The organism is Pedococcus sp., assembly GCF_036554925.1.
Taxonomy (GTDB): domain Bacteria; phylum Actinomycetota; class Actinomycetes; order Actinomycetales; family Dermatophilaceae; genus Pedococcus_A.
The window spans coordinates 1-24,986 of the sequence record NZ_DATBMI010000011.1; the positions used below are offsets into that span (position 1 = coordinate 1).

General features: G+C 72.6%; 19 protein-coding genes. 11 read left to right on the plus strand and 8 right to left on the minus strand.

Translation table 11 applies throughout. The features are described from left to right. The 3 genes from VIB11_RS00755 to VIB11_RS00765 form a co-directional block, all read right to left on the minus strand. On the minus strand, positions 1–1,777 hold a 1,777-nt coding region (locus VIB11_RS00755; RefSeq protein WP_332027394.1), incomplete at its 3' end, for a beta-galactosidase. A gap of 109 nt (positions 1,778–1,886) precedes the next feature. Next, a complete protein-coding gene (locus VIB11_RS00760; RefSeq protein WP_332027396.1) occupies positions 1,887–4,043 on the minus strand; it encodes a glycoside hydrolase family 3 N-terminal domain-containing protein in 2,157 nt (718 codons plus the stop codon). Then, positions 4,040–7,480, minus strand: coding sequence for a GH36-type glycosyl hydrolase domain-containing protein (locus VIB11_RS00765; protein ID WP_332027398.1), 3,441 nt, complete (start codon positions 7,478–7,480; stop codon positions 4,040–4,042). Before VIB11_RS00765 ends, VIB11_RS00760 begins: the two co-directional genes overlap by 4 nt. 180 nt (positions 7,481–7,660) lie before the next feature. On the opposite strand from VIB11_RS00765, the gene VIB11_RS00770 reads away from it, so the two are divergent. The 6 genes from VIB11_RS00770 (at position 7,661) to VIB11_RS00795 (ending at position 15,002) form a co-directional block, all read left to right on the plus strand. Further along, positions 7,661–9,343: an ABC transporter substrate-binding protein gene (locus VIB11_RS00770; protein WP_332027400.1), complete on the plus strand. Its 1,683-nt coding sequence runs from the start codon at positions 7,661–7,663 to the stop codon at positions 9,341–9,343. Between the two features lie 12 nt (positions 9,344–9,355). Then, positions 9,356–10,345 (plus strand): ABC transporter permease, encoded by a 990-nt coding sequence (locus tag VIB11_RS00775; protein WP_332027402.1) that lies wholly within the window; start codon positions 9,356–9,358, stop codon positions 10,343–10,345. Beyond that, entirely contained in the window at positions 10,342–11,259 is a 918-nt protein-coding gene (locus VIB11_RS00780; protein ID WP_332027404.1) for an ABC transporter permease, read from the plus strand. Before VIB11_RS00775 ends, VIB11_RS00780 begins: the two co-directional genes overlap by 4 nt. Before the next feature lie 6 nt (positions 11,260–11,265). Further along, positions 11,266–13,140: an ABC transporter ATP-binding protein gene (locus VIB11_RS00785; RefSeq protein WP_332027406.1), complete on the plus strand. Its 1,875-nt coding sequence runs from the start codon at positions 11,266–11,268 to the stop codon at positions 13,138–13,140. 82 nt (positions 13,141–13,222) lie between these two features. Continuing rightward, positions 13,223–14,293, plus strand: coding sequence for a LacI family DNA-binding transcriptional regulator (locus VIB11_RS00790; RefSeq protein ID WP_332027408.1), 1,071 nt, complete (start codon positions 13,223–13,225; stop codon positions 14,291–14,293). A 64-nt stretch (positions 14,294–14,357) separates the two neighbouring features. Then, positions 14,358–15,002, plus strand: coding sequence for a malonic semialdehyde reductase (locus VIB11_RS00795; RefSeq protein ID WP_332027410.1), 645 nt, complete (start codon positions 14,358–14,360; stop codon positions 15,000–15,002). 365 nt (positions 15,003–15,367) lie between these two features. Here the strand turns inward: VIB11_RS00795 and eda are convergent, their stop codons facing one another. Together eda and edd are read right to left on the minus strand one after the other, a co-directional pair. Next, positions 15,368–16,030, minus strand: a complete 663-nt coding sequence (eda, locus tag VIB11_RS00800; protein ID WP_332027412.1) for a bifunctional 4-hydroxy-2-oxoglutarate aldolase/2-dehydro-3-deoxy-phosphogluconate aldolase — start codon at positions 16,028–16,030, stop codon at positions 15,368–15,370. Continuing rightward, positions 16,027–17,925, minus strand: coding sequence for a phosphogluconate dehydratase (gene edd, locus VIB11_RS00805; protein ID WP_332027414.1), 1,899 nt, complete (start codon positions 17,923–17,925; stop codon positions 16,027–16,029). Before edd ends, eda begins: the two co-directional genes overlap by 4 nt. Positions 17,926–18,098: 173 nt before the next feature. On the opposite strand from edd, the gene VIB11_RS00810 reads away from it, so the two are divergent. Then, a complete protein-coding gene (locus VIB11_RS00810) occupies positions 18,099–18,662 on the plus strand; it encodes a phosphate-starvation-inducible PsiE family protein (protein ID WP_332027416.1) in 564 nt (187 codons plus the stop codon). Between the two features lie 22 nt (positions 18,663–18,684). Here the strand turns inward: VIB11_RS00810 and pdxH are convergent, their stop codons facing one another. Further along, positions 18,685–19,365, minus strand: coding sequence for a pyridoxamine 5'-phosphate oxidase (gene pdxH, locus VIB11_RS00815; RefSeq protein ID WP_332027418.1), 681 nt, complete (start codon positions 19,363–19,365; stop codon positions 18,685–18,687). 47 nt (positions 19,366–19,412) lie between these two features. Here pdxH and VIB11_RS00820 point away from each other — a divergent pair, with 47 nt between their 5' ends. Beyond that, the gene (locus VIB11_RS00820) at positions 19,413–19,805 is read left to right on the plus strand and encodes a hypothetical protein (protein ID WP_332027420.1); all 393 of its coding nucleotides are present in this window, start codon (positions 19,413–19,415) and stop codon (positions 19,803–19,805) included. A 105-nt stretch (positions 19,806–19,910) separates the two neighbouring features. Here the strand turns inward: VIB11_RS00820 and VIB11_RS00825 are convergent, their stop codons facing one another. Further along, positions 19,911–20,642 (minus strand): hypothetical protein, encoded by a 732-nt coding sequence (locus VIB11_RS00825; protein ID WP_332027422.1) that lies wholly within the window; start codon positions 20,640–20,642, stop codon positions 19,911–19,913. 201 nt (positions 20,643–20,843) lie between these two features. Here VIB11_RS00825 and VIB11_RS00830 point away from each other — a divergent pair, with 201 nt between their 5' ends. From VIB11_RS00830 to VIB11_RS00840, 3 genes are read left to right on the plus strand one after another with little or no spacing between them, the layout of a single operon-like run. Beyond that, positions 20,844–22,046 carry a sensor histidine kinase gene (locus VIB11_RS00830; RefSeq protein ID WP_332027424.1) on the plus strand — a complete coding sequence of 401 codons (1,203 nt, stop codon included), beginning with the start codon at positions 20,844–20,846 and terminating at the stop codon, positions 22,044–22,046. Then, complete coding sequence (locus VIB11_RS00835; protein ID WP_332027426.1) at positions 22,043–22,705, plus strand: response regulator transcription factor; 663 nt, start codon at positions 22,043–22,045, stop codon at positions 22,703–22,705. The genes VIB11_RS00830 and VIB11_RS00835 overlap by 4 nt, the downstream gene beginning before the upstream one ends. A 47-nt stretch (positions 22,706–22,752) precedes the next feature. Continuing rightward, positions 22,753–23,661: an oxygenase MpaB family protein gene (locus VIB11_RS00840; protein ID WP_332027427.1), complete on the plus strand. Its 909-nt coding sequence runs from the start codon at positions 22,753–22,755 to the stop codon at positions 23,659–23,661. Between the two features lie 57 nt (positions 23,662–23,718). Here the strand turns inward: VIB11_RS00840 and VIB11_RS00845 are convergent, their stop codons facing one another. Further along, positions 23,719–24,978, minus strand: coding sequence for an MFS transporter (locus VIB11_RS00845; protein ID WP_332027428.1), 1,260 nt, complete (start codon positions 24,976–24,978; stop codon positions 23,719–23,721). Positions 24,979–24,986 lie beyond the last annotated feature (8 nt).

The following is a 24,986-nucleotide window of genomic DNA, read 5'->3' on the forward strand; positions in this document are numbered from 1 at the left end:
CCTGGCGCCAGCCGACCCGGGTCTCGGGCCAGGGTGCCGCCCAGCCGTGGGCGACCACCGACGGGTAGTAGTGGCTACTCCCCCAGGCGAGGTCGCCCGCCTTGATGCCGAGGGTGTCGGCCAGCACCGTGCACGGCGCCCCGGTGAGGTCGCGCTCCGGCACCCGGCCGAGCAGCAGCAGCCCGCCACCGTCCTCGACGTGGGCGGCCAGCCGGCGCTGCACCGCCCCGGAGAGGAACCGCCCGCTGGAGAGGGCGACGACGCCGGTGGGGTCGTGCCGCTCGAGGTGCACGGCACCGAAGCGGTAGCCGGCGAGCAGCATCGAGCGCACCAGCGCGCGCCGCGGCCCGGCGCCCCGGTGCCTTCGCAGGTCCTCGACCACCTCGGTCATCAGGGCGCTGCCCGGGTGGTGGTACTCCGTGGCGTAGGCGTCGAGGACCAGCCCGAGCTGCACGCCGTCGCGCTCCTCGCTCATCCGGGCCAGCCACGGCTCGTGCAGCGTCACGGCCCGGACGACCTCGCGCGTGCGCGCGTAGGTCATCCCCCGCTGCCCCTCCGGCCCGACTGGCGCTGCTGTGCCGTGGCGCTCGCCGGTGAAGCTGATCCGGTCGTTCCCGTCCCCCACCGGCTCCTCGAGCGGCGGGTTTATGCCGCCCGCGAAGAGGTAGTAGTTGATCATCCGGTTGCCCTGGGCGAGCGAGCGCCGGGTCTTCAGGTCCACGGTGGACGGGTCGTACTGGTTGTCGACACCGCCGCCGTAGTCACCCGAGCCGGCCTCGAACTCCAGCGAGGTGGTGGGCTGGTCGGGCCCGTGCACGGCCTCCATGAAGGCGTTGATGACGTAGAGGTCGGTCGTCGTGTTGAGCGTCATGTCGCCCATGTAGTGGTCGGAGCCGGACAGCACGCCCGGCACCCCGGAGTAGGTGTCGACGAGCTGGCTGATGCCGATCGGGAAGGGCTCGCCGCTGCCGCCCTCGGTGCCGTGGATGTTGACGAGGAAGGGCACGCCGCCGACGCCCTGGCGCTCGGCCATCTCGCGCAGTGCCTCGACGTAGCGCCGGAACCGGTCGCGCATGAACTCGGCGAGGTCCTGGCGCAACGGCCCGGCCCACTCCTCCTGCGGTGATCGGATGTCCTGCGCCGCAACGGGGTACGGCGTCTCGCCGCCATGACGACCCGCGAGCCACCGGGCGAAGTCCTCGACGAGGTGGTCGGTGAGGTCCGGGCTGTTGGTGACCCAGGCCAGCATGCCGATCTCGTTGTCGAGCTGCACGGCGATGACGTTGCCACCCGCCGGCTGCAGACGTTCCGCGAGCAGGGGCATGATCGCGGCATACCAGCGGTCGCACTCCTCCAGGTAGGCCGGCGCCAGGTAGTCGACGGTCCTCGAGGGCGTCTGCCTGCCGTCCCAGCCGACCGGCACGATCTCGGGGTGCTCGGTGTAGAGCCGGTAGGGCAGGCCCTCGTTCTTCAGCTCGGCCATGACGAACGGCCCCGGACGCGCGACGAACCACAGCCCGTGCTCGGCGCACAGGTCGATGAACGCCGCGACGTCCCGCTCGGGGCGCGTGGCCCCGGTGACGTCGACGGTGCCGTCGGGCAGCTCGTGCCACAGCCACGGGATGTAGGACGCGACGGCGTGGCAGCCGGCCTCCTTCAGCAGCAGGATCCGCTGCTCCCACTCCTCCCGGGCCACGCGGAAGTAGTGGATCTCGCCGCACATCACCACCCGTGGCTTGCCGTCGATGAGGATCTGCCGGTCGGTGATCTCGATCATGGCTCCTCCGTTGGAGTCATCAGGGGGTGGGGATGTGCCGTGAGGGATGTGCCGTGAGGGGACGTGCGGGGTGGTGCCTGGACGGGGTGGTGGAGGATGGGTGCCCGGGTCAGGTGGTGACGCGGAGCGAGAGGCTCTCGCCGCGCAGGGCGTCCGGCCCGACCCGCAGGAGGATCTCGCCGGAGTCGGTCCGCGACGTGTTGTCGCGTCCGTAGTAGGCGAACTGCGTTGCGGTGAGCCGGAACCGCGCCGTCGCCTTCTCGCCGGGCGCGAGCACGAGCGCCTGCCAGTCGAGCAGCTCCGTCAGGGGACGGGTGACCTCGGCGAGGGGGTCGCGGAAGTACAGCTGGACGACCTCGCGGGCCGCGCGGTCGCCTGTGTTCGTGACGTCGACCTCGACCTCCACCTCGCCGGCGAGCGGCAGCTCCCCTGACGACAGGCGCGGCCGGCCGTACTCGAACGTGGTGTAGGTCAGGCCGTGGCCGAACGGCAGTCGCGGGAAGACGAGGTCGTCGAGGTAGCGCCCGAGCCGGTCGTCCTCGTGGCGCTCGATCAGGCGCCCGGTGGGGCGCTGGTGCGTGCTGGTCGGGATGTGCCCGGTGGTCAGCGGGAACGTCATCGGCAGTCGTCCGTGGGGGCTGGCGTCGCCGAACACCACTGAGGCCAGGGCGCTTCCGGCCTCCACGCCCGGGTGCCAGACGACCAGCACGGCGTCGGCGAGGCCCATGACCTCGCCCAGCTCGAGCGGCCGGCCGGTGTAGACGACGGCGACGAGCGGCTTGCCGATGCGGGCGAGCTGGCGGAGGACGTCGAGCTGGCCGGCGGGCAGGCCGATGTCACTGACCGAGTTGGCCTCGCCCGAGCGCCAGGGGTGCTCGCCCAGGAGCGCGACGGTCACGTCGGCGCCCCGGACCTGCTGCACCGCACGGTCGCTGAACCTGCCGTCCGTCAGGAGCAGCCGGTCCTCGCCGAGCCGCTCGCGGAAGGCCGCCGCCGGCGGGACGACGTCCTCTCCTCGGCCGTCGAGGGTCCACGTGCCGAGCAGCTCCTCGCCGGCCTCGACGAAGGGCCCCGTGAGGTGCACGACACCAGAGGCCGGGTCGAGCGGCAGGACGCCGTCGTTCGAGACCAGCACGTGTGCCGCCTCCGCGGCGGCGCGGGCCACCGCACGGGTCTGCGGGGTCGGGGCGTTGCCGCGGCTCGGTTCGCCGACGTACGCCCGCTCGAACAGGCCGAGCCGGAACTTCAGCGTCAGGACACGCCGGACCGCGTCGTCGACGAGGGCCTCGTCCACCTCGCCGCAGCGGACGAGGTCGGCGAGGTGCGCGGCATACGACCCCGAGCACATGTCGAGGTCGACGCCCGCCTCGATGGCCTGGCGCGCGGCGTCGCGGAGGTTCTCGGCCACACCCTGGTGGACGAGCTGGCCGATGCCGTTCCAGTCCGCGACGACGACGCCGTCGAAGCCCCACTCGCCCTTGAGGACGTCGCGGAGCAGGTGCCGGTGGGCATGCATGGGGACCCCGTCGACGTCGTTGAAGGCCGCCATGACCGTGCAGACGCCGGCCTCGACAGCAGCCTTGAAGGGGCGCAGGTGCAGGTTCCGCAGGGTGTTCTCCCCCACCGACACGGTGTCGTAGTCGCGGCCGCCGGCAGAGAGTCCGTAGCCGGCGAAGTGCTTGGCGCACGCGGCGACCCGGTCGGGGTGGCCCGGGTCGGAGCCCTGGAACCCGCGCACCATGGCGGCAGCGAGCCGCCCACTCAGCACAGGGGTCTCGCCGAGCGACTCGGCCACCCGTCCCCAGCGGGGCTCTTCCGAGATGTCGACCATCGGGGCGAAGGTCCACGCGACCCCGTCGACGACGGCCTCGTGCGCGGCGATCGCGGCGGCCCGCTCGGCGAGGTCCTCGTCCCAGCCGGCTGCGAGGCCGAGCGGGATCGGGAAGACGGTGCGGTGGCCGTGGATGACATCACGGCCGAAGAGCACGGGGACGCCCAGCCGGCTCCCCTCGACGGCATGCCGCTGGGCCGCGTCGATGTTGAAGGCCAGGACTCCCTCGTCCCGCTCGTTGCCGCCGGTCGCCCCGCTGGCGAAGAGACTCGAGCCGATCGTCGCGCCGCGCAGGGCGTCGGCGTCGGCCTCGGGGTGGATGTTGGCGACCTGGTGGGTCTGCCCGACCTTCTCGTCGAGGGTCATCGCGCCCATGAGCAGCTCGACCCGCTGCGCGACCGGGAGGCTCGCGTCGAGCCAGGGACGGTCGGTCACCGGGTCACCACCGTGACCTCGACGGTGCCGTCGGTGGCGACGAGGTCGTCCAGGGCGACCGAGACCCCGGGGGCGCGGTAGGGGTTCGAGAGCGGCGTCGTCTCGACCGCCCGCCCGCGCACCTCGACGGCTGCGACACCGGCTCCGGTGCCGCTCCCGTCGGCACCCACCCGGTAGGTGACGCGGATCCGCCTGTCCCCCAGCGGCATACAGGCGGTCAGGCCGTCGAGGCGGGCGTCGAGCACCGGGTCGACCTCCACCCGGTCGCCGCGCAGCCGCACCCCGAGCAGCGTCTCGGTCACGAGGCGCAGGAACAGCCCCGGCCCCGACGAGTAGACGCGCCAGCCACCCTCGAGGGCGACCTCGCCGCGCATCAGGTCGGCGTACCGGGCCGAGGCGTCGGAGCGGTCCGCGAAGACCCCGTCCGAGGACGAGTAGTAGGTCGTGCTCTGGCGCGGTCGTGCCTGCGGCACACGGTCGGTGATGCCGACAGGGACGGCCTGGGTCAGCGCTGCGAAGAGCCCCGGCGCGTCACCGAACCGGGCGAGCGCCTCGGCGTACCGCAGGTGCGCGTGCATGTACATCAGGCCGATCTCGCGACCCCAGAAGGTGCTGGACTCGGCGCGCTGGAAGACCGACATCGGCCCTCCCGAGTAGCGCACCGGGCGGTCGAAGAGCCGGGCGCCGTCGGGCCCGAGCAGGTGCTCGTCGATGAGCTCGAGGTGACGTTGAGCGTCCTGCGGGCTGAGCAGGTCAGCGGTGATCGCGTGGATCCACGGCAGCACGCCGTGGGTGAGCCCGGTGCGCTGGTCTCGGGGGTGGACCAGTGGCTCGACCTCGCCGCCGTCCTCGGCGTACACGGCATACCCCGGCAGGACGCCGTCGACGAGCAGCACGTCGGTGAGCGCGGCGTGCGCCGCCGAGGCCGCCCCCTCGGCCTCCGCGGCGAGGTCGTGCTCCACGCCGCAGGCGCGCAGCCCGGCGGCGAGCGAGCGCAGGGCCTGCACGAGCAGCACCGTCGTCCAGGTCGAGACCATCTGCGCGGCCAGCCGCGGGTCGGCCGGCTGGAGCGAGTCGTTCCAGTCGCCGTGGCCGTACGCCGGCAGCGGCGTGCCCGGCACACGCATCTGCCTGACCCGCTCCAGGGCCCGGCGCAGGTGCTCGACCACCGCGACGGCCTCCGTCGGCCCGTCGTCGCCCACCAGCGGCACGCGTTCGCCCAGCAGCGAGGCGTCGGCGGTGGTCTGGAGGTAGTCGCCCACCGCCAGCAGCGGCCAGAACACCACGTCGCCGTGCGAGTCGTGCTGGCCGGCGGAGTGGGCCGGCGGGAGGAACTCGAAGGCCTGGGGCCAGTCGCCGCGGGCGTTCTGGGCTCGCAGGACCCGCAACAGGACGTCCCTGAGCTCGTCCCGCCGGCCCAGGGCGGTGAGCACGCCCACCGGCCCCTGGCACACGTCCCGGGTGCCCCAGGCGCCGCCGGAGTACTGCTCGAGCCCGCGTGGCGAGAGGTAGTGCACGAGGGCGTTGTGGGCGAACCACGGCAGCACGGTGTCCAGGCTGGAGACCTCCCCGGCCAGCCCCGAGGCGTCGGGTGCACCGATGCGTATGCCGTGCGGCACCGTCTCCTCCCAGGCCGCGCCCAGGTGCTGCCCGGGCTCGGGGCGGTCCTCTCCCGCTGTGTCCGCTGCGGCAGCGGTCAGGCACAGCGCGAAGGCGGGCGACGCCTGGGCCGTCAGCGCCAGCCACGGCAGGCGACGCGAGCGGCTGTCGGCGAAGAGTGGCGCGTCGGAGTCGACGGACTCGAGGCCGCCTGCGACCACCGCGATCTCCAGGGCGGGCCCTGCGCTGCCGGCGGCCGACACGCGGACGCTGTCGGGCGCCACGGTGACCGAGAGCGGAGCCTGGTCCTGGCCGTCGTCGCCACCGAGGGAGACGTGGGCGGCGACGAGCAGCCGGCGCGGGGTGCCGCGGAGCCACCGCACCTCGAGACCGAGCTCGTGGGCTGCGGTGGGCGCGCTGGAGGTGACCTCGACCGTGCCCCACTCCGCGGCATACCACCAGCGGCACTGCTGCGGCGCGACGCTCCAGGCACTCGGGGTCTCCAGCAGGGCCCAGCCGGTGGGCGACCCGGGCTCCTCGACGAACACCCGCAGCCCGTGGGCGCGGTTCAGCCCCAGGTAGCCGCGGCGGGTGGACAGGATGCGGTCGCGACCGACGTGGCCGCGGGTCACCTGGGAGTGGAAGGTCCCCGACATCCACACCGTCGAGGTGAGCCCGGCGGTGTCGGGAACGAGGGCGTCGCCCGTCCGCAGGATGTGGCCATGGGGCCGCAGGACGGCGCGCTCCTTGGACGCGGTCACCACGTGCGCGCCGTCGTCGGTGAACCAGGCCAGCGCCCGCCCCTCGTCGTCGCGCTCGACGTGCTGCTCTGCCGGGCTGCCGACGACGGACGCGAGCTCGTCCTCGTCGAGGTCCAGCGAGGCGACTGCAGGGCTGTGGCTGAACAGCGTGGCCGTCACCGCGCCCTGGGTGCGGGCGCCCCCGGAGCTGCTGGCACGACCGGCCGCCACAGCGGCGGCGGCAGCGGCCGTGTCGGTGGCGTCGGTCGCGTCGGTCGCGGCGGCGTCGGCCGTGGAGGCGTCGGGAGGGCCGGACGCCGCAGGATGGTCGGCGGCGAAGCAGCCGGTGAACCCGGTGGCCACACGGCCCCCGGGCTCGAGGGTCGCCGGGGCGTCCTGGAGCGCGACGAGCGAGTGCTCGTGCTGGAGCCGCCGCGAGGGAAGGGCCGGCTGCGCGAGCGCCGTGAAGGCCGGACCCCGCTGGCCCTCCCCCACGAGCTGGAGGCCGTCCGTGGCCCAGCCCGCGCCGGACCGGTGCGCGGTGAGGACCAGCCAGGGGACGGTCGGGCCGGGCATGTTCTGCCGGACCGCCAGCGCCGTCCCGTGGCGTTCGGTGTCGACGGGCGAGATGTCGAGGTACTGGCTGACGTAGAACTCGTTGGTGCGCACCGCGCCGTACGGCGCGAGGGCCGGGTCGAAGGTGTGGACCACGTCCACGGTCGCGTCGGTCCCGCCCGTGTTCGACACCTCCACGGTCCAGGTCCACCGCGGCGCGTCGTCGGCGAGCGCGAACGCGGCGAGGTACTCCAGGCCCTCCCAGGCACCCGCCACCACGGGGCCGGCGTCGGTCCACGCCACGCTGCTGGGGGAGCCTGGGCCGAGCAGCGGGACCACCGCCACCGAGCCGGCGTCGTGGCGGCGTAGCCAGAGGTTGGCGGGGCCGGCCTCGAGCTCCGTGGCGGGGTACTGCAACAGGCTCACCCCGCCGGCGTCGAGGCGGGCCAGGCAGGCGCTGTCGGTGAAGACCGCGCGCACGTCGGCCCGGCTGGTGTAGGTGGGTCGTGAGCCCGTCTCAGGGGCCGTCTGCAGAGGAGGCACACGAGTTGTATAGCAGCGCCCAGACGGCACACCCACATCGAAATGGCTTGTAAATAAATGAAACTCAGAGCCTGAGCACGAGCATTGACCATGAAAGTACTTACATGGTCAAGAGCATTGACAGCGCTTACATTTTGGCTCCTATGGTGGCGGGAAATTCCCACTCCCGGAGGTTGGTCAATGGTGACTAAGCGCGTTTCTCTCGTCGCGGTGGCGGTCGGCGCCTCGCTCGGACTGGCGGCCTGCCAGAGCTCCACGGCCGGCGGCTCCGGTGCCGGAGGTGACAGCGGGATGATCAAGCAGCTGACCTTCCCGTCCGACGCGCCCAACACCATCGGCGGCCTGGTGGACTACAACCCCTACTCCCCCAACGCCTTGACGAAGACCTGGCTCTACGAGCCGCTCATGGTGCGCAACGGCCTCTCCTGCGAGGTGACCCCGTGGCTGGCCACCGACTTCGAGTGGACCGACGGCGCCAAGGGCCTGACCTTCACGATCCGAGAGGGCGTGAAGTGGAGCGACGGGAAGCCCTTCACCGCCAAGGACGTCGCCTTCACGCTCAACCTCGGCAAGAAGTACCCCGGCATCGACCGGGCCGGTCTGTGGAACGACACCTTCGGCGCCGCGGCGACCTCGGTCACCGCCGAGGGCAACCAGGTCAGGATCGCCTTCGGCGGTAACGCAGCCCCGAAGTTCGACGAGCTGATCAAGCTGCAGATCCTGCCGGAGCACGTCTACTCCGCAGTGGGCGACGCGTCGAAGTACATCGACAAGAACCCGGTGGCGACGGGGCCGTTCAAGGTCGGCAGCTACAACGGCCGTCGCCTCGTGCTGCAGCGCCGGGCCGACTACTGGCAGGCCGACAAGGTCAAGGTTCAGCAGCTCGTGCTGGAGGGGCAGTTCGACGCCGCGCAGGCCTCGCTGAAGCTCCGCTCCGGCCAGCTCGACGCCTACTGGGGGGAGATCCCCAACCCGCAGCGCGCCTTCGTCGACGCCGACCCCAAGACCAACCACTTCTACTACGCCCCCAACGGCACGACGGTGCTGAGCCCGAACGTCGAGAAGAAACCCTTCACCGACGCCAAGTTCCGCGAGGCACTCGCCCCGGCCATCAACCGCCAGGAGATCTCCGACAAGGGCACCTACGGGATCATGAAGCCCGCCAGCCAGACCGGGCTCAAGCTGCCGCTGGCAGCCAAGCTGCTCCCGGAGGAGCTCGCCAAGCAGGAGACCGTCACGAAGTTCGACCCGGCGAAGGCGAACGAGCTGCTCGACGCCGCCGGCTACACGAAGGGCGCGGACGGCAAGCGCACCAACCCCGACGGCTCGCCACTCACCCTGACCTTCAGCGTCCAGGCCGGCTGGATCGACTACCAGGCGATGGCAGACGTCATCGTGCGCAACCTCAACGAGGTCGGCGTCACGTCCAAGGTCGTCGCCACCGCGCCGGAGTCCGTTGACGCGCAGAAGAAGTCCGGCGACTACCAGATGCTGCTGGAGTACCTCCACGGCGGCTGCGAGGTGGCCAAGAACCTCGGAGCCAAGCTGGCGTCGAACCAGATCCCGACCAAGACGACGATCCTCCCCAACGTCCAGCGCTACAAGGACCCGGAGGTCGACGCCACCGTCGAGGAGCTCAGCGCCACGGTAGACCCGGCGGAGCAGAAGCGCCTGGTCGGCGACCTCGTCAACACGATGATGACGGAGTACCCGGTCACCTCGCTCATCTACGCGCCCGCCCGCATCATCTACAACTCCGACAAGGCCGTCGGCTGGCCCAGCGAGGCTGACCCCTATGCCCAGCCCTCTGACGACCGGCTGCTGATCCTGACGCGTCTGCGCGCGCCGGGCTCGGACAGCTGACAGGCGGCCCGCATGAGGTACTTCGCCCGCCGCATCGGGTTCTTCCTCGCGACGCTCTGGGCCGCGATCACCCTCAACTTCGTCATTCCGCGGATGCAGCCGGGGGATCCGGCCGAGGTGATGGTCCAGAAGCTCGCGGGCAAGGACACCCAGCTCAACCCAGCGGCGGTCGAGGCCATGCGGGCCATGCTCGGCGCGCCCGACGGCAGCCTCCTCGAGCAGTACGTCGCCTACCTGCAGGCCCTGGCCCGCGGCGACTTCGGGCTCTCGTACACCTACTACCCGTACCCCGTGACGGAGGTCATCGGCCAGGCGGTCCCGTGGACCCTCGTCCTCGTCGGGGTCACCCAGGTCCTGGCCTTCGTGATCGGGGTGACCCTCGGCGCGTACGCCGCGTGGCGGCGGAACACGCGGTTCGACGGCATCGTGACCCTCGGCTCCACGTTCGTGGGCACGCTGCCGTCGTTCTGGATCGCCCTGCTGCTGCTGTTCGGTTTCGGCTACGTCCTGGGGTGGTTCCCGACGGCCGGCGGCTACAGCACCGCCACCCCCGGGTGGAACGCCGGGTTCATCGCGGACGCGGCATACCACTCCGTCCTTCCGGCCGTGGCGCTGCTCGTCACCGCGCCGATCGGCTGGATCCTCGGCATGCGCAACACCATGGTGATGAACCTCGGTGAGGACTACATCCGGCTGGCCAGGGCCAAGGGCCTTCCCGACCGGGTGGTGGCGCTGAGGTATGCCGCGCGGAACGCGCTGCTGCCCAGCGTCACCGGGTTCGCGATCGCCCTCGGCGGGGTGCTCGGCGGCTCGATCCTGGTCGAGACCATCTTCGACTACCCCGGCATGGGGCGGCTCATGGGCGAGGCGATCGGCAACCGCGACTTCCCGCTGCTGCAGACCCTGCTGCTGTTCATCATCGTCGGTGTCCTGGTGGCCAACCTCATCGCCGACCTGCTCTACGGAGTGCTCGACCCGCGAGCGAGAAAGGCTGAGTCATGAGCGCAGGAGTCGCCCAGAGCGGCACGGTGGACCTGCCCCTGGGCAGCGTGGAGGAGCACTTCTCGGCCTCCGACACGCGCTGGTACCGCCTGATCTGGAGCAGCACGAAGGCCCGTGTCGGCATCATCATGCTGCTCGGCTTCGTCCTGGTCGCGGTGTTCGCACCGGTCATCGCCCCCTACGAGGGGACCCGCACCGACTTCGCCCCGTTGCTTCCCCCGAGCGGCGAGCACTTGCTGGGGACGACCACCCAGGGCGGGGACATCTTCTCCCAGCTGGTCTACGGCGCTCGGGTCTCGCTCCTCGTCGGCCTGTTCGGCGGGCTCGCCGCGACGGCCATCGCCCTCGTCATCGGCATGATCTCCGGCTACAAGGAGGGCACCCTCACCGACGACATCCTGTCCTTCGTCACCAACGTGGCCCTCGTCGTGCCGGTGCTTCCGCTGATGATCGTGCTCGTCGCCTACTCCGAGGTGCGCGGCGTGCCGCTGATCGTCTTCGTCATCGGCATCACCTCGTGGGCCGGCCACGCCCGGGCCAAGCGCGCGCAGATCATCACGCTGCGCAACCGCGACTTCGTCACCGCGGCCAAGTTCGCCGGCGAGGGGTCGGGGCGCATCATCTTCCGGGAGATCATGCCGAGCATGACCTCGCTCGTGGCGGCCGGGTTCGTCGGCGCCGCGACGGGTGCGATCGGCGCGGAGGCGGGGCTGTCCTTCCTCGGCCTGGGCGACCCCAACACCGTGTCCTGGGGCACCATGCTCTACCAGGCCGACGCGCAAGGCGCTGTGGCACAGGGGCTCTGGCTGTGGGTGCTCGTGCCCGGGCTCGTGCTGGCCCTCCTCATCACCTGCCTGACCTTCATCAACTTCGGCGTCGACCTGCTGAGCAACCCGCACCTGCGAGAGGACTGACCTGTCATGACCCTGCTCCAGGTGCGCGACCTCAGCGTCCGCTACGAGCCCAAGCGCCAGGCGTCCCTGACCGCCGTCGACCGCGTCAGCCTCGACATCCACGACGGCGAGTTCGTCGGCCTCATCGGCGAGTCCGGCAGCGGCAAGAGCACCCTCGCCATGGCGCTGCTGCGCCTCCTCGAGCGGCCCGGCCGGATCAGTGGCGGCTCGATCACGTTCGACGGCCAGGACATCACCACCGCCTCACAGGAGGACCTCCGGGTGCGGCGCTGGCGCGACATCGCCACCGTGTTCCAGAGCAGCATGAACTCGCTCAACCCGGTGATGCGGGTGGAGGCCCAGTTCCGCGACGCCATCGAGGAGCACAGCGACCTGCGCGGCGAGGCCGTCCGCGAGCGCGTCCGCGAGCTGTTCGAGATGGTGATGATCGACCCGAAGTTCACGAGCGCCTACCCGCACGAGCTGTCCGGGGGCATGAAGCAGCGGGTCAACCTCGCCCTCGCGCTCGCCAACCGGCCACGCTTCGTCCTCCTCGACGAGCCCACCACCGGCCTCGACGTCGTGGTGCAGCGCTCGATCCTCGACGCGGTGCGCCGGCTCCAGCGGGAGCTCGGCTTCGCGGTGCTGTTCATCAGCCACGACATCGGCACGGTCATGGAGCTCTCGGACCGCATCCTGGTGATGTATGCCGGCCGGCTGGCCGAGCAGCAGCCCGCGGGCGGGCTCGTGGCCGACCCCCTCCACCCGTACTCCAAGGGGCTGCTCGGCTCGTACGGCAACCCTCGTGCCGAGACGGTCCGGGTCACGTACATCCCGGGTCGGCCGCCGGACCTCAGCCGGTCGCTGGAGGGCTGCCGGTTCGCGCCGCGCTGCCCCGAGGCCATCGAGCGGTGCACCACGACCGAGCCGGAGTTCGCCCCGCTCGGTGAGGGAGCCGTCGCGTGCCATGTGGCACGGCTGCAGCGCCGGCCCGGGGCCGAGGCCGTGGTCGGCCTGCCCGAGCCCACCCGGGTCTTCGCGGGCCCGGAGTTCGTCAAGACCAGCGCGGAGTCCGACCGCGCCCGGCGGGCCCCGGTGTTCCTCACCGTCGACCGCGTGAGCAAGGTGTACGAACGGCGTCGAGGCCTGCGCGTCCAGCGCACCGAGGCCGTGACCGACGTGGGGTTCGAGCTGCGCCGCGGCGAGGTGACCGCCCTGGTGGGTCAGAGCGGCAGCGGCAAGACGACCCTCGCGCGCATGATCACCGGTGTGGACCGGCCGACGACCGGGTCGATCCGGTTCACCTCCTCCGACGGCGAGGAGATCCCGGTCGATGGACTGCGTGGGCGGCGGCTGCGGGACTACCGCCGCCACGTCCAGATGGTCTTCCAGGACCCGTACTCCTCGCTGAACCCGGCGCTGCCGCTGCGGTACGCGCTCAGCCGGCCGCTGCGCAACCACCGGGGCCTCGGGGCGCACGAGGCCGACTCCGTGGCGGCCGAGCTCCTCGAGACGGTGGCGCTCACGCCGAGCAGCCGCTTCCTCGACCGCTACCCGCACGAGCTCTCCGGCGGCCAGCGGCAGCGGGTGGTGATCGCGCGAGCCCTGGCGGCGGACCCCGAGCTCATCGTCGCTGACGAGCCCATCTCGAGCCTCGACGTGTCGATCCGCGCGGAGATCCTCGAGCTGCTCCAGCAGCTCGTGCACCAGCGCGACCTCGGCGTCCTCTACATCACCCACGACCTGCTCAGCGCCCGGCTCCTCGCCGACGAGATCATCGTCCTCAACGGCGGTCGCGTCGTCGAGCAGGGGCCGGCCCTGGAGGTGATCCGCAACCCCACCGACGACTACACCCGCACGCTGCTCGACGCGATCCCCCAGCCCTTCGAGCGGGTCGGCTGAGGTGTTCCCGCGGCCGGGACCGGCCGCGCCCTTGTGCTTTGTGGGTGGCGCGGGCAGGGTGACTGCCCATGGGAGCAGCGCCGTGAGCGGTTCACCGCCACAGGACCGTCCCGTCACGATCTACAGCGTGGCGGAGCGGGCCGGCGTGTCGATCGCGACGGTCTCGCGCGTGCTCCAGGGCTCGGCGCGCACCTCACCGGTCACGCGCCAGAAGGTGCTGCGGGCCGTGGAGGAGCTCGACTACGTGCCGCTGCGGGCTGCTGCCCGCTCGCTCGACGTCACGCGCCACGAGGCACACGGGCTCGTCCTGCCCGGGCTCACCGGCCCCTACTTCGCCGAGCTGCTCGCCGGCTTCGAGTCCACGGCGGCGCAGTACGGCCAGTCCGTGGTCGTGGTGCTCTCGGGCACGGCGGCCGACCTCGACACCACCCTGCGCACGCTGCTGGCGCGCGTCGACGGGCTGGTGCTCACCCATGGCACCGCCAGCGACGCGATGGTGCGCACCCTCGCACGCAGCACGCCGACCGTGCTCCTGGGCCGCGCCCGGCTCGAGGGCTGCGACAGCGTGGTCATCGAGAACCGCGAGAGCGCGGCCGAGCTGACCCGCCACCTGCTCGACCACGGTCGCACCCGACTGGTCTTCGCCGGAGACCCGGACGCCTCCTACGACATCCACGAACGGTATGCCGGGTTCGCCACCGCCCTGGCGAAGGCCGGCCAGCGCGAGGCCCTGCCGCCGGTGCCGGCGTGGTTCGACGAGGAGTCGGCCCCGCAGATCCTCGGCGCCCTGCTGGCCGAGCCCGGCCGCGTCGACGGGCTCGTCTGCGCCAACGACGAGCTGGCCCTGGCCACCATGGCCCTGCTCGGCCGCCGCGGGGTGCAGGTACCGGAGGACATCGCAGTCGTCGGCTTCGACGACCTGATGGCCTCGCGGTACGTCGCGCCCGGCCTGACGACGGTCCGCCAGCCCACGGCCGAGCTCGGGCGCTGGGGGGCCATCCGCCTCCACGAGCGGATCGGCGGGCGCACCCACGACGTCCACCCGCAGATCCTGCCCACGCGGGTGGTGGTCCGCGGCTCGTGCGGCTGCCCGTGGGACGGTTCCACGCCCACGGCGCAGCACAGCGCCGGGCGGAGCGGCCAGCGGGGCTGAGCCCTGCGGCACACATCACATCGTGCCGGGAATGGTGGGCCTATCGTTGACTGTTCAACCATCCATGACGCAGACCCATGACACCTCCCTGACCGCCTACGAGGCCGAGTTCGCCGGGCCGCTCGTGCTCGACGAGGCCGCGCAGGACCTGCTGTTCCGAGAGGCGCGCACCGCCAACACCTTCAGCGACGAGCCGGTCACCGATGAGCAGGTGCAGGCGATCTACCACCTCGTGAAGTGGGCCCCGACGTCGATGAACAACCAGCCGCTGCGCATCGTGCTGGTCCGCTCGCCCCAGGCACGGGGCGCACTGGTCGACCTCATGGCCGACGGCAACAAGGCCAAGACGGGCTCGGCCCCACTGGTGGCGATCCTCGCCGCCGACCTCGACTTCCACGACGAGCTGCCCCGGACCTTCCCCCACTTCCCCGGCGCCCGCGACCTGTTCGCAGCGGACGATCGGGTCCGGGAGTCCGCAGCCACCCTGAACGCCGCCCTGCAGATCGCCTACTTCACCCTGGGCGTGCGCGCCGCCGGTCTCGCCGCCGGCCCGATGACGGGCCTCGACGCCGCCGCCGTAGACCGCGAGTTCTTCCCCGACGGCCGGCACCGGACCCTGGTCGTGATGAACATCGGCCACCCCGGCGACGACGCCTGGCTCGAGCGGCTGCCCCGCCTGCCCTACGAGGACGTCGTCACCACGGCCTGACACCGGCCGGCCAGACCACCCACCCAGCCGACCACCCGGGCCGACACGAAACCTGTTGCCTTGCCCGAAGCTCCCTGCTTATCGTCGGGGCACACGGAAGGGAGGTGGTCCAAGAAGTGATTTCTACATGGACGCGTGAGGTGGCTGCGCGCTAGCAGCGCACGGCAACGGCGCGAGAAGCGCAATCCCAGCAGTTCACCGCAGCCCGCGGGCCGCGCAGGTCGTCCCCTGCGCACCGCCCTCCGCTCGTCTCGGAGGGCAGGCCCGCGGGCTGTTCGCGTCTCTGGGCGACGAGGCGGCGCGACCGAGCCGGGGCGACCGAGCCGGCGCGACCGAGCCGGGGCGACCGCTCGGCGGCCGGCGCGTCAGGGACGGAGCCCGGCCGCCTGGGCTGCGAGCGCCTCGATGCGGGCCCAGTCGCCCTGCGCGACGGCGTCCTTCGGTGTCAGCCAGGAGCCGCCGACGCAGCCGACATTGGGCAGCGCGAGGTAGTCGGCGGCGTTCTCCGGTGTGATCCCGCCGGTCGGGCAGAACCGCAGCTGGGGGCACGGCCCGGCCACCGCGGAGAGGTAGGCCCGACCCCCGCTCGCCTCGGCGGGGAAGAACTTCATCGCGGTCAGGCCGGCCTCCGCGATGGTGAGCATCTCCGTGAGCGTGCCCGCGCCCGCGAGCAGCGGCAGCCCGGAGCCCACCGCGGCCTCGAGCAGGCGAGGCGGCGACCCCGGCGTCACGAGGAACTGCGCCCCTGCGTCGCTGACCTGGCGGACCTGCTCCGGTGTCACGACAGTCCCGGCACCGACGACCATGCCCGGCACCTGCGCCGCCACCGCCTCGATCGCCCTGAGCCCGGCCTCGGACCGAAGCGTGATCTCGATGACCGGTACGCCGCCGCGCAGCAGCGCCTGCGCGAGCGGCACCGCCTGCTCGACCTCCTCGACGACGACGACCGGGACGACGGGTGAGATGTCGAGCACGTCGGCGCCGGAACGGATCTCACGGCTCTGGTCGGTGGGTGCGGGGGCAGTCACAGCGTGGGCTCCTGGGTCTGGAGTAGGGCGAGGTCTGCGTTCTCGGAGGGCGCGCCGTGCGGGGAGAGGGTGCTGAACACGTGGGCACCCTCGTCGGCGCGGCCGACCGCGGAACGCAGGGCGTGGAAGAGCTCGCGCCCCGTGCCGTACTCCTGAGGCGCGACTCGCACTGCCGGTGTGCGGGCAGCGAACTCGTCCGGGTCGACGAGCACCTCGATCGTTCCCGCGAGGGCGTCGAGGCGGATCACGTCGCCGTCCCGGACGCGTGCGATCGGCCCCGCGTGGACCGACTCGGGAGTCACGTGGATGGCCGCAGGGATGGAGCCGGACGCGCCGCTCATGCGGCCGTCGGTGACCAGCGCCACGGCATACCCGCGCTTCTGGAGCACCCCGAGCGAGGGGGTGAGCGAGTGCAGCTCCGGCATGCCGTTGGCGGACGGACCCTGCTCGCGGATCACCACGACGACGTCACGGTCCAGCTCGCGCCGGGAGAAGGCCTGCAGGAAGCCGACCTGGTCGGTGAACACCCGCGCGGGCGCCTGCACGACCTTGTGCTCCTCGGCCACGGCCGACACCTTGATCACCGCGTGGCCGAGGCTGCCTCGGAGCACGCGCAGGCCGCCGTCGGGCGAGAACGGCTCGGTGGCGGGGCGCAGCACGGTGTGGTCGCCGGACTCGGCGGGCGCGTCCTCGAAGACCAGGGCGCCGGCCTCGTCGAGCACCGGGCGCTGGGTGTAGCGCGACAGCCCCTGCCCCGCGAGGGTCTGCACGTCCTCGTGCAGCAGCCCCGCCTCGAGCAGCGTCCGCACGAGGAAGGGCGTGCCGCCCGCGGTGTGGAAGTGGTTCACGTCCGCAGGGCCGTTGGGGTACATCCGGGCGAGGAGCGGCACGGCGGCGGAGAGGTCGTCGAAGTCCTCCCAGGTGAGGTGCACGCCCGCTGCGGCCGCCATCGAGACCAGGTGCATGGTGTGGTTGGTCGAGCCACCCGTGGCCAGCAGCGCGACGACGCCGTTGACGACAGCCTTCTCGTCGACGATCTCGCCGATGCCGTAGCCCGCGCCCGAGACGGCGAGCTCCACGACGCGCCGCGTGGCCGCGTCGGTCAGCGCCGCGCGCAGTGGGTCGTCGGGGTGCACGAACGCGGCGCCGGGCAGGTGCAGGCCCATGACGTCCATGAGCAGCTGGTTGGAGTTCGCGGTGCCGTAGAAGGTGCACGTGCCCGGCGAGTGGTAGGACGCCACCTCGGAGGCGAGCAGCTCCTCCCGGCCCGCGCGGCCGTCGGCGAACGCCTTGCGCACCTCGGCCTTCTCGGCGTTCGAGCGGCCGCTGGCCATCGGGCCCGCGGGCACGAGGGCGGTCGGCAGGTGGCCGAACGTCAGGGCACCGGCCACGAGGCCGGGGACGATCTTGTCGCAGACGCCGAGCATCAGGGCCGCGTCGAAGACGTCGTGCGAGAGCGCGATCGCGGTCGACATGGCGATCACGTCGCGGCTGAACAGGCTGAGCTCCATGCCCGCCCGGCCCTGCGTGATGCCGTCGCACATCGCGGGCACGCCACCGGCGACCCGGGCCACCGCGCCGACCTCCCGGGCCGTCGCCTTGATGGCCTGCGGGTAGTGCTCGAACGGCGCGTGCGCGGAGAGCATGTCGTTGTAGGACGTGACGATGCCGACGCTCGCACCGGCGTCGGACGACATGGCAGCGCGGTCGCTGCCGCCGCACGCGGCGACGGCGTGCGCGAGGTTGCTGCAGCCGAGGGCGGTGCGCGCGGGGCGGAGGCCGCGTTCGGCAGCGGCGGCGGAGATCCGCGAGAGGTATGCCGCGCGGCTGGCGCGGCTGCGCGAGGTCACCCGCTCGGTGACCTCGGCCAGAACGGGATGGAGAGGGTGGGACACGGCTTTCTCCTCGCGATTCGCTGGTGGACCCCGGGTGGGCCTCACGGCGAACGGCGACGGTGGCGCTCGCATCTCGAGTGGTGCGCATCACACTACTGGCGACCCGCGCGGCCGGGCCACACCGCGAGCCGCGTTTCCCGGCATGCGGACACCGCGTGCGCAAGGATGCGCCCATGAAGGAGTGGACCGAGAAGGCCATCGAGCGGGCCGAGAACGTCGTCTACCTCGTGGTGGCCGCGATCCTGCTGCTCATCGCCGCCGTGGTGCTGGTGGAGGCCGCCAGGACGTTCACGAGGCTCGGCTCCGCCGACGTGTCCGACGTGGCGGCGCAGGTGCTGGACCTCCTGCTGCTGGTCTTCATCGTGGTGGAGCTGCTCTTCGCGGTGCGCACCACGCTGTCACGGCGCGAGCTGGTGGCCGAGCCCTTCATCCTCGTCGGCATCATCGCCTCGCTCAAGGAGATCGTGGTGCTCTCGGTCAAGGCGCCCGACCTGCTCGGGACGCCGGAGTTCGCCGACATGATCTGGCTCATCGGCATCCTCACCGCCACGATCATCATCCTGTCCGTGTCCGGGTTCCTGCTGCGACGCAAGGAGCGCGAGCCCAGCGAGGCGGCTCGCTCCGGCAACGTCGAGGCGGTCGACCGGGACGGCGACGGCCCCCTGGACGAGGGCGACGAAGAGAGGCAGGAGAGGCGGGCCGCCGCCGGCCGCGCGGGAGCCTCCCCCACGGGCTGAGGCACCCCCACGGAGCTGGCGGCTACGGCTGGCGACGGAACATGCGCCACGCGTCCGCGTCGTCGAGTGACCCGTCCGTCACGCGGGTGAACACGAGCCGGTCGTGCAGCCGGTTGCGCCGACCGCCCCAGAACTCCACCTCGTCGCAGTGCAGGCGGTAGCCGCCCCAGAAGTCGGGGACGGGCACGTCGTGCGGGCCCCCGCGGTCGGGCCACCGCACGGCATACCGCTCGAAGGCCTCCTCGAGGCCCTCGCGGCCCTCGATCGGCTCGGACTGGCGGGAGGCCCAGGCGCTGATCCGGGACGCCCAGGGCCGGCTGCTGAAGTAGGCGGTGACCTCCTCACGGCCGATGAGCTGGGCCTGCCCGCGGAAGCGGACCGCCCGGAACATCGAGGGCCAGGTGAGCGACGCCGCCATCCCGCCGGTGGCGGCGATCTCCAGGCCCTTGGCCGACTCGGTGTTGGTGACGAAGCCAGGCCCGCGCTCGTCGAAGAACCGCATGAGCACGGTCCGCACGTTCGGCTGCCCGTCGGCGTCGACGGTGGCGACGGAGAGCGCGAGCGGCTCGGGCACGTCGCCGAGGTCGCGCTCACGCGCCAGGGCCTCGTCGACCCAGCGCCGCGCCTGCTGCCACGGCGTGGGTGCGACCTCCGCCTCGGAGAGTCCCTCGCCGGTGTAGTCGACGCGCTGCACATGGGTCATGCGACGAGATTAGGGTGAGACACCCGGGAGGACATCAGGGAGGCAGCATGGCTGACAGGGGCAAGGCGGTCGGCAACATCGTCAAGTGGGGCGTGAAGTACGGCCCGCACGTCGTGGTGATCGCGCAGCAGGCGAAGGACCCGGCGATGGCGGCCGCGAAGAAGGCGCTCGAGCGGCAGAAGGCCCGGCGGCGGGCCGTCGAGCACGCGGCGACGGTCCGGGAGGGGTCGGTGCTCAAGACGTTCGACCCGCGCCAGGACTCCGGCGAGCCGGTGTGGGTCGTCTTCTCCGGTGACGACGCGATCGCCGCGCACCCGACGACCACCACCCCCCTCGCCGAGCTCATCGCGCGCAGTGACCTCGCCACCCGTCGGATGCCGCACGAGATGCCCTCGACGGCCGAGTGGGTCAAGCAGCTTCCCAGGCGTCGCCCGCGCTGAGCCGACACCGGCCCGCACCTCACGCGCGTTCGGGGTGTTGCCCGCGCGATGTAGTGCGCGGCAACACCCCGAACCAGAGGGAGGAGGTGACAGCCCCCGGAGACGTCAGCTGCGGGCCAGCCGGCTGCGCTGGAGGAGGCGCAGGCCGATCAGCGCGAAAGGCGAGAAGGCGACCAGCACCACTGCCCCGATGACGACCGGCGCGCTGGCGGCGAAGACCATGATGCCGACGACGCCGGCGACCAGGAGCGCGATCGACCACCAGCCGAGGACGCCGGCCCGGGCCAGCCCGACCAAGAGGACGAGCGGCCCGACGAGGCTGAGCGGCTCCGTACCGTCCCAGAGCCAGAACAGCGAGGCCTCCTTGACGCCCTGGAAGACCGCGACCGCCTGCTCCGAGGTCAGCAGCCGGCCGGTCGAGGCGTTGAACCAGTCGCTGAGGAGCAGGCCCGAGACGTTGGCGAAGCCGATGCTCGTGAGGATCGCCCCCACCACCGCGGCCCAGGCCCCTCGGGCTCCGCGGACGAGCGCCGGCGCGGCGAGGATGCCCAGGGCGATGGCGAGGTTGCCGTAGTGCAGGAACAGCGCGGAGACCTGCGTCAGGGTGGTGTCCCGCGCCAGCGACGCGATGTAGTCGGCGTCGGCCATGCTGTCCTGCGGCGGCGAGGTGAACATGCCGAGCGACCAGAGCACGGGAGCGGCGACCAGGGCCGCCCCGGCGACCATCGGGAGCACCCGGGTCGAGAGGCGCCGGGCGTCGGCGGAGTGGCCGGCCTCGCGCGGGTCGGTCGGTGCCGTGGCGCTGGCGGTGGCGGTGGAGATCGAGCTGGCGGTCATCGTGGTGCCTTTCGTGTGATGGCCCGGACGGTCCGGGCGTCCGCCGTGACCCGGCGACGTGACCACCCTCCGGCCGGCGGGCCTCAGCGCGGCTCCCCCGAGCCGCCCCGAGCCGGTCTCCCCCGCGAGGGGGAGCCGGTCGGCCCACCGGTCCGCCCCAAGAGGGATACGGCGCCGGCCGCGCCGCCCTAGGGTTTCGCCATGCCCGCCGCCGCACGCCTGCGCGACCCGCGCCTCATCCCGTGCGCCGCGGCCGTGCTCCTCGGGCTGCTCAGCGTCAACGAGGCCTGGCTGGACCCGGTCTTCCGGGAGCACCTCGCAGCCCTCGTCGCCGCCGGCACGTGGATCTGCGCCGGGTTCCTCGTTGCCGTGAGGTGGCCCGCGACAGGGGCGGTGCTGGTCGCGTGCTCCTACCCGTTCAGCGCGCTGCTCGGTGCGCCGGGCCCCGGCGGCGCCGGCCTGATCGCCGTGCTCGTCGCCGTGGGCTGGGCGGGGTATGCCGCTCGCCCGCGCCGTTCGCGGGTGGCCGTCGCGGCCTGCGTCGTCATCTTCGCCGTGACCGACGCCTTCCTGCACGGCCTGTCGTGGGACACGATCTTCTTCCCCGCCATCTTCGTGCCGGCGTGGTGGACCGGCACCCTCGTGCGCCGGGAGCAGCAGCGCAGCCGCCAGCTCGCCGCGATGGCCGCGCAGATCGACGCGCAGCGCGAGTCGAGCGCGCACGCCGCGGTGGTCGAGGAGCGGGCCCGCATCGCCCGGGAGGTCCACGACTCGGTCGCGCACTCGGTCAGCGTGATGACGCTCCAGATCGGGGGCCTGCGCCGACAGCTCGCCGACGTGCTGGAGAGCCGGCCTGTGGAGCGCGACGTGATGCTCGGCCTCGAGCGGCTCGGACGGCAGTCCGTCGAGGAGCTGCGCGCCACCGTCGGGATCCTCCGCGCGAGCGGCGAGGCGCCGCCGGCGGAACCGGCCTCGCTCCAGCGCGCCGCCGACCTCGTGGCCGACGTGCGGGCTGCCGGCCTCGACGTCGCCCTCGACGTGAGCGGTGACGTCGGCGACCTGCCCCGCGCACTGGACGTCGCGGCATACCGGGTGGTGCAGGAGGCCCTGACCAACGTGCTCCGGCACGCGCCGCAGGCCACCGCGAACGTGCAGATCCGGCGCGGCGCCAACGACATTCGCGTGGTGGTCTCGGATGACGGCCGCGGCAACGGCACCTCGGGCGTCACCGACCGGGACACCGAGGGCCCCGACGGCACCGAGGGGCGGCGGGTCGGTGGTCATGGCCTCGTGGGGATGCGCGAGCGGACCGCGATGTTCGGCGGCTCGCTCGACGCGGGTCCCCTGCCCGGCGGGGGCTTCGAGGTCGAGGCGCTCTTCCCGATCGACCGGAGGTGGTCATGACGATCCGGGTGCTGCTCGTGGACGACGAGGCGATGGTCCGGGTGGGGCTGCGCATGGTGCTCTCGGCCGAGCCCGACATCGAGGTGGTCGGCGAGGCCTCCGACGGCGGCGCGGCCGCCGACGCGGTCACGGAGCTGGGCCCCGACGTCGTCCTGATGGACGTCCGCATGCCGCACGTGGACGGGATCGAGGGCTCTCGGCGGGTGCTCGCCGCCAGCCCCGGGACCCGCGTGCTCGTCCTGACGACGTTCGGCGAGGACGAGTACCTCGAGGGTGCGCTCCGGGCCGGGGTGAGCGGGTTCCTGCTCAAGGTCTCCCCGCCGGAGCAGCTCATCGACGCGGTGCGTGCGGTGGCTGCGGGCGGGGGGCTGCTCGACCCCTCGGTGACGCTGCGGGTCATCGAGTCCTTCGCCGCGGCCCCGCCCAGCCGGACGCAGCGCTCCACGGCCCTCGACGCGCTGACCGCCCGCGAGCGGGACGTCCTGTCCCTGCTGGCGCGTGGCCTGTCCAACGCCGAGATCGCCGCCGACCTCTACCTCGGCGAGGCCACGGTCAAGACCCACGTCTCGAGCGTCCTCATGAAGCTCGGCCTGCGAGACCGGGTCCAGGCGGTGGTCGCGGCCTACGAGACCGGGTTGGTGCGGCCCGGGGAGGCCTGAGCCTCGGCTGCCGGGGGCCCCGCGGAACGCGACGGACCGTCCCGCCGTTGGTCAGGGACGTGACGGTCATCGACCCCGCACTCTCCTTCGCCCGCGCCCAGCTGGCCGGGGCGCTGCGCTCCCGGGTGGCCGGCGACGACGCCGAGCGCAAGGCCGCGACCATCTGGCTCGCCGAGGGCCCGCGCTGGTTCACCCCCGACGACCCCATCTGGCGCGTGCACGCCGACGCGTCGATGTTCCCGGCCGGGCTCCGCGCCCTCCTCCTGCAGTCGCTCCACCCCCTCGCGATGGCCGGGGTCGCGGCCCATTCCGGCTACCAGGGCGACCCGTGGGGCAGACTGCAGCGCACGAGCGAGTTCCTGGCGACCACCACCTTCGGGACCATCGAGCACGCCGAGCGCCAGATCGCCCGGGTCCGCGCGATCCACGCGCGCGTGCGCGGCACGGCACCCGACGGCCGGCCGTATGCCGCGAGCGACCCGCACCTGCTGGCGTGGGTGCACGTCACCGAGGCCGACAGCTTCCTCACCGCCTTCCAGCGCTACGCGGCCCAGCCCCTGAGTGCCGAGGAGGCGGACCGCTACGTCGCGCAGACGGGCTTCGTCAACGAGCGCCTCGGGGTCGTCGAGCCGCCCCGGACCGTGGCCGAGCTCCGGGCTGCCATCGAGTCCTACCGGCCCGAGCTGAGGAGCACCCCCGAGGCCCGGGCGGCCGCGCGGTTCCTCCTCGTGCACCCGCCGCTGCCCCTCGCCGCCCGACCGGGGTATGCCGCGCTGGCTGCGGGCGCTGTGGCGATGCTCCCGCTGTGGGCGAGGCTGCCGCTGCGCCTGCCGTACCTGCCCATCACCGAACGCGTCGTCTCCCGCCCCGTCGGCGGGCTGGCCACCGCGCTGGTGCGGTGGGCGATGCACTCCCCCGAGGTCGCCCGCCACCGTGCCATCGCGGCGACGGACTGACCCGGCCACCCCGAGTTCGCGGGCACAGCGGCCCGGCGACCCGGCCGAGATGGGCGATCAGGGGGTGGGGTGCCGCGAGTCGTAGCGGACGAAACCCGGCTGGAGCCGGGCCAGCACCAGGATCACCAGCACGCAGAGCAGCCCGCCGACGACCGCGGTCCATCCCTCGCCCAACACCGTGGTGACCAGGCCGCCGAGCATCTCTCCCAGCCGAGGTCCGCCGGCCACGACGACGATGAAGACGCCCTGGAGTCGCCCGCGCAGGCGGTCGGGGGTCGCGGACTGCAGGATCGTCGTTCGAAAGACGGCGCTGACCGCGTCGGAGGCGCCGGCGACCGCCATGCACACCAGACCCGCCCACAGCGCAGCCGACTGCGACAGGGCACCGCCTGCGGCCAGCATCGCGACGCCGAACCCCGAGATCGCGAAGCCCCAGCCGACGATGCTCACGATGATCGCCAGTCCTTGGCGGTGCACCCCGCCCAGTCGGCCGGAGAAGGCCATGGCCACGATGCCGCCGACCGCAGCGGCCGCACTGAGCGCGCCCACAGTCTTGGCGCCGCCGCCGAAGATGACGGCACCCGCCGCCGGGAAGAGCACCCGCGGCTGGGCCAGGAGCATCGCGACGATGTCGGCGACGAACGTCATGCGCACGTTGGGCCGGGTGGCGAGGAAGGCGAAGCCGTCGAGGACCGACCGGAGCCCCGGCCGGGTCGCGGCGGTCTCGTCGTCGTGCGGCTCCGGCGGCAGTGAGCGCAGCCGCAGCAGCCCCCACAGTGCGCCCGTGGTGATCACGGCGTCGACGGTGTAGGCCGACCGGAACCCGCCCCAGTCGACCAGGAACCCGGCCAGCAGCGGGCCGACGGTGAGCGCCGCGTTCATCGCGAAGACGGACAGGGCGTTCGCCGCGGGGAGCAGCGACCGGTCGAGGATGCGCGGGTAGATCGAGGTCCGCGAGGGCGAGGTCACCCCGAACGCCGCGCTCCACAGCGCCACGAGCGCGTAGAGAACCCAGACGTTGGTGTTGCCGAGCCAGGCCTGGAGCGCGCAGAGCACGCTGGTCACCCAGGCGACGCTCTGGGCCGCCAGCGCGACCACGCGACGGTCGTGGTGGTCGGCGAGGGACCCACCGTAGAGCCCCATGACCACGAGCGGCACGAGCGCGAAGAGCCCGACGAGCCCGACCGCGGCCGTCGACCCCGTCAGGTCGTAGACCTGCAGCCCGATCGCGACCGTGGCCATCTGCGAGCCGATGTTGCTGAGGTTGAAGCCGATGTAGAGCCGGCGGTACTCGGCGTTGACGCGCAGGGGCGTCAGGTCGAGCA

What these genes read in the sequence shown, in the direction of transcription:
- pdxH (WP_332027418.1), bottom strand. Translation starts at nt 19,365, where the DNA reads ATGACCCATGTGCAGCGCGTCGACTACACCGGCGAGGGACTCTCCGAG.
- VIB11_RS00810 (WP_332027416.1), top strand. Translation starts at nt 18,099, where the DNA reads ATGAAGGAGTGGACCGAGAAGGCCATCGAGCGGGCCGAGAACGTCGTC.
- VIB11_RS00830 (WP_332027424.1), top strand. Translation starts at nt 20,844, where the DNA reads ATGCCCGCCGCCGCACGCCTGCGCGACCCGCGCCTCATCCCGTGCGCC.
- VIB11_RS00795 (WP_332027410.1), top strand. Translation starts at nt 14,358, where the DNA reads ATGACGCAGACCCATGACACCTCCCTGACCGCCTACGAGGCCGAGTTC.
- VIB11_RS00770 (WP_332027400.1), top strand. Translation starts at nt 7,661, where the DNA reads ATGGTGACTAAGCGCGTTTCTCTCGTCGCGGTGGCGGTCGGCGCCTCG.
- VIB11_RS00780 (WP_332027404.1), top strand. Translation starts at nt 10,342, where the DNA reads ATGAGCGCAGGAGTCGCCCAGAGCGGCACGGTGGACCTGCCCCTGGGC.
- VIB11_RS00835 (WP_332027426.1), top strand. Translation starts at nt 22,043, where the DNA reads ATGACGATCCGGGTGCTGCTCGTGGACGACGAGGCGATGGTCCGGGTG.
- VIB11_RS00820 (WP_332027420.1), top strand. Translation starts at nt 19,413, where the DNA reads ATGGCTGACAGGGGCAAGGCGGTCGGCAACATCGTCAAGTGGGGCGTG.
- VIB11_RS00775 (WP_332027402.1), top strand. Translation starts at nt 9,356, where the DNA reads ATGAGGTACTTCGCCCGCCGCATCGGGTTCTTCCTCGCGACGCTCTGG.
- VIB11_RS00825 (WP_332027422.1), bottom strand. Translation starts at nt 20,642, where the DNA reads ATGACCGCCAGCTCGATCTCCACCGCCACCGCCAGCGCCACGGCACCG.
- VIB11_RS00785 (WP_332027406.1), top strand. Translation starts at nt 11,266, where the DNA reads ATGACCCTGCTCCAGGTGCGCGACCTCAGCGTCCGCTACGAGCCCAAG.